This window comes from Microcoleus sp. T2B6, from assembly GCF_036700475.1.
GTDB lineage: Bacteria > Cyanobacteriota > Cyanobacteriia > Cyanobacteriales > Microcoleaceae > Microcoleus.
The window spans coordinates 1-4,158 of sequence record NZ_JAUBOZ010000214.1 but is presented as its reverse complement, the minus strand read 5'-3'; the positions used below and the strand labels follow the sequence as shown (position 1 = coordinate 4,158).

Here is a 4,158-nt window from a genome sequence, read left to right as displayed (position 1 = left end):
AATTGCTGAAATCAGCATTTTATAGGATTCGTATGTCTATTTTCAGAATCCTATCAATAAGCGTTCAACACTTCTGGACAAAAACCTATATTAATTGCAGCGTTAATTTTCCAGAATTCGAGATTTGCTTGTTTGCCGTTGTCCGGTTCGCTGTTTTTCGCTATAATCTGCAAATATTTAGGGGCTTTTATTTCTGATATTTAATGGCATTCTCTGGCTTGATTTCTCTCGTTTAAGCTCCGATAATAAATCCCTAAAATACTGTATAAACCGCTCAAATAATAATCAGAAGTGACACGGTTGAGTGTGGAGGGGAAGTTGACAGACAAGCTTCTGACATCCGCACAAATCAAGTCTAGTTTATATTCAGGAGCAAGCAGCTATGTCTATTAACGATGTTGAAACAGCGATCGTAGATGAACAAATTAGCCCTCAAGAATGCGGTCGCGTTCGTTTCCAAAACAGTTGGTGGCCGGCGAAGTGCGATCCTCTTTGAGGGCTTCGCTAACGAGAAATAACTTTGCAACCCGGTGAAGTTGTTCGCGTCGTGAGACTTGAAAACATTACTCTGATAGTTGAAGCGTAGTTGGGAAACAATCGGGAGATGGGGAGTCGTCGGAGGGTAGAAAAAATAAAGTTGCGATCGCGTTTCTATTTCTATACATTTCTCTTCAAAAGGGCGATCGTACTTCTGGCCTCTGTTAATTTCCAGATTCTAGAGTTTTACCTCAACCATAAGCCGCCGCTGACAGTCGCCAGTCCGCCAGACCGCCAGGGAATGAATTCCCTGTCTAATAGCTAAAGTCCTCTGAAGAGGACTAATGAGTTTTTCAGTCCTCTTCAGAGGACTTTAGCTTTGAGGCAGGGGTTTCAACCCTTGCCGGACTGCGGGTTTAACCTAGTTGTTGACACGAAGAAGGACACGGCAATGCCGTGTCCCTACTTACGCAAAGCCTATGTGTCATGCTGAGTGAAACGAAGCATCTCACTCGATGCTTCGCCCAAATCCCTAAGTCCTATAGCAATCCTAAATGATTCAGATAAATTTGTAGGGGTAGTGCTACCCCTACTCCCCGTGCCTACCCCCTATCTATAGGGCAACCACGGGGGGATTGCCCCTACAATAATTATGAGAATGATTTAGGATTGCTATATTTTTCATAACGAACTAGAAGATGCCAGAGAAAGATATCCGGGTCGTCATGATCGATCATCTCTTTAAACATGGAAACAAAAGGCTCATAGTCCAAAAACTGCATCTCCAAACTGAGTTGTTTTAATCCTGCTTCTTTAAAGATGCAATTTAACCGCAAGGGAGTGTAATAAATCTGGGCAGTTTGCCACTCAGCATCCCAAACTTTATTGCCGTAGACATCGATATATCCCTCTGTAACACAGTGAGCGTGTTTGCGACTGAAATAGGCAATTTCTAAGAAGCATAAGGTGGTTGGGAAATATCCGTATATCTTGCCACCTGGCTTGAGAACTTTCCCAAATTCCCGTATCATCTGGCGGTTGGTTTTATCCTCACTGGAAACCACGGAATTTGCGAGTAGGACGTAATCAAATTTCTCGTTCCACTCCGGTTTTTGTTCGGTGATTCGCGTGGAGTCTACTTGCTCAAACACGATTTGCTGATTGTTGAGTCGGGAATCTCCATCTGCTGTTTTCCAGTGTGCTTGTGCTTTTTCAATGGCAGTTTTGGAAAAATCGGTACAGTAGATTTGTCCAATTTGGGGGCAAAATTCTAGTAAGGTTTTCTGAAGATAAATTTCCGAGCCACAACCGGGAATTAAGACTTTGATGTCAGGCGAGTTGGGAATATCATAGCCGGGAGAGCGCTCTGGACGGATTAGGTTTTTGCAGATTTTGGGGTCTTGGGTGATGCTGAAAGAGGTGTTGGTATAATCTTCGTGGTTTTTATCCCAGCTCTCTTTCTCTTCTTCAAGAGATTTCGAGCCTAGGTTAGCAGAAGAGGGAATTAGCCATTTGTAATCATTTGTGCTGGTCATAATTTTTAACTCCAAAATATTCAGTACAGGTCAAATCTGTGTGTCATACCAATTTAATGTGAAGTTGCATATATCTCGATCCCCCTAAATCCCCCTGATTGTTGGGGAGTAGGGGTTGACTTTGAGCGGAATCTTGTCCCCCCCTTAGTAGGGGCGGTGCGACCCCTACTCCCCGTGCCCGCCCTTGGCTAGGGGGGATCGGATTCTATGCAGCCTCATAAAAAATTGGTGTCAACCACTAACAACCAAGCTGCCGTTTTCCAGCACGTACATGACATCCGCACGCAAGGCATGGGCCATGCGGTGGGTAATCAAAATTACGGTGCGTTCTTTGGTGATGCGCTCGATAGTGGCGAGGATTTCGGCTTCTGTGGCGGGGTCAAGGGCGGATGTGGCTTCATCCAGAATTAGAATTGCTGGATTTCTCACCAAGGCTCTAGCTAAGGCAATTCTTTGCCGTTGTCCCCCTGATAACTGTCCGCCCCTGTCACCAACGGGTGTGTCGTAGCCTGGGGGTAGGGACAAAATAAAGTTGTGAATCTCGGTGGCTTTGGCTGCGGCTTCGACTTGTTCGTCCGTAGCTTCTAGATAGCCCATGCGGATGTTTTCCCGCACCGAGCAATTAAAGAGAATTACATCCTGAGAAACCAGTGCAATTTGAGAGCGGAGGGAGCGTACTGTTGCATGACGCAAATCAACTCCATCAAACAGAATGCGTCCTTTATCCGGGTCATAAAATCGCGTCAGCAAGTTGACAATTGTACTTTTGCCTGCTCCACTTTGACCGACAAATACCGCGAAGTCTCCTTGGCGAATCTTTAGGGATAGATTTTTAACTCCACCTCTATCTTGGGAGTAGCTAAAGGTAACATCGTCAAAGTTAATATCACTGGAAAAGTGAGGTAAATCAATCGCACCCGGTGCATCCTGAATCGCCGGGGTTTCTGATAAGATATCGCTGATGCGTTGCAGCCCTGCCACTCCATCAATAAATGCAGGCAGTGACGAAGTTAAACCGAGGATATTGAGATTCAATCCTAGCATTAAAACTTGAAAGGAGGCAAGGGTGCCTACGGAAATGATATTCTGGTATGTCATAACAGCACCGATACTTAAAACGATAAGCTGCGTCATGACAAAACCAATCATCGGGACTTTCTGCACTAAGTAGGAGAGAAAGGTTGCCCGGACATCAACCTGTTTTAAGTCATTTAAATCGGTGGAAAAATCTTTACTCATTTGGTTTTCCAGCCCGAATATCTTGACAACGGTTTGCGAGAGGATATTCTCTTCGATAACGCTGGCAATCTGTCCTTCTTTTTGCAGCAACTTATAGCCGACTTCGGTTGCAAGGCTGGCAATTTTTATTGGAGCAATGCTGCAGAGGGTTAAACCGATTAAACTGAGCAGGGCTAATTGCCAGTTGAGTAAGAAGAGGAAAACCAGAGAAAATAGGAAGTTAGACAGTTCTAAAACAACAATTGTCAACCCCATTGTAATTACACCGTTTTCCACTTTTTGGACATCGGCGATGAGACAATTGACTATATCCCCGGCTGAACGTCGCCCAAAAAACTCCATTGAAAGGCTTTGGAGATGCTCGAATAGAGAGTGTCGGATATTGTTAGTGATTAAAATGCCCAAACGCGCTCCTAGGAAAATTCCTAGCAAACCGATGCAGGCATATAGAATTGCTCCTACGGCTAAGAGAGACAGGATTAGAACCAGAAGACTATAGTTTTGGGGAACGATGGCGGCATCGATGATAAATTTTAAGCTGGCTCGGAAGACTGAATCAAATGCTGCGTCGAATATCAGGCAGGTAAACAGTAAAACAAATTGCCCTTTGTATGAGGCAATGTATTTGTTGAGAGTTTTAAAGAACCAAATAAGTTCCATGAGTTATGGGAGTTTGTCTACAGGCACGATTTATACTTTTACAGTTATAATCTTGATAGATACTTACTATAGCAATCCTAAATGATTTTCTCTATCTAGATCAATCCTAAATGATTTTCTCTGTGTGAGTATATTGACGTATTTTGGGGAAATCAAATTTATGTTCGTTAGCAGAAGTGTTGAATGATAGGAAAAGATTGCTAAAATTGGCCCAATAATGTATAATTGCAGAGTTATAAATTATTAA

At 43.6% G+C, this 4,158-nt stretch carries 4 protein-coding genes; 2 read left to right on the top strand and 2 right to left on the bottom strand.

All coding sequences use genetic code 11. The features are described from left to right. The first annotated feature begins 382 nt into the window (after positions 1 to 382). Positions 383 to 496, top strand: a complete 114-nt coding sequence (locus QUA00_RS37035) for an NfeD family protein (protein WP_445252021.1) — start codon at positions 383 to 385, stop codon at positions 494 to 496. A gap of 108 nt (positions 497 to 604) precedes the next feature. Then, complete coding sequence (locus QUA00_RS36345) at positions 605 to 802, top strand: hypothetical protein (RefSeq protein ID WP_333413425.1); 198 nt, start codon at positions 605 to 607, stop codon at positions 800 to 802. Positions 803 to 1,127: 325 nt separating this feature from the next. On the opposite strand, the gene QUA00_RS36340 is transcribed toward QUA00_RS36345, so the two are convergent. Next, a complete protein-coding gene (locus QUA00_RS36340; RefSeq protein WP_333413423.1) occupies positions 1,128 to 2,012 on the bottom strand; it encodes a class I SAM-dependent methyltransferase in 885 nt (294 codons plus the stop codon). 231 nt (positions 2,013 to 2,243) lie between these two features. Then, a complete protein-coding gene (locus tag QUA00_RS36335; protein ID WP_333413421.1) occupies positions 2,244 to 3,911 on the bottom strand; it encodes an ABC transporter ATP-binding protein in 1,668 nt (555 codons plus the stop codon). Between the last annotated feature and the right edge of the window lie 247 nt (positions 3,912 to 4,158).

Excerpts from the sequence above, each read along its gene's own strand:
- QUA00_RS37035 (WP_445252021.1), top strand. The coding sequence starts at position 383 with ATGTCTATTAACGATGTTGAAACAGCGATCGTAGATGAACAAATTAGC.
- QUA00_RS36340 (WP_333413423.1), bottom strand. The coding sequence starts at position 2,012 with ATGACCAGCACAAATGATTACAAATGGCTAATTCCCTCTTCTGCTAAC.
- QUA00_RS36345 (WP_333413425.1), top strand. The coding sequence starts at position 605 with ATGGGGAGTCGTCGGAGGGTAGAAAAAATAAAGTTGCGATCGCGTTTC.
- QUA00_RS36335 (WP_333413421.1), bottom strand. The coding sequence starts at position 3,911 with ATGGAACTTATTTGGTTCTTTAAAACTCTCAACAAATACATTGCCTCA.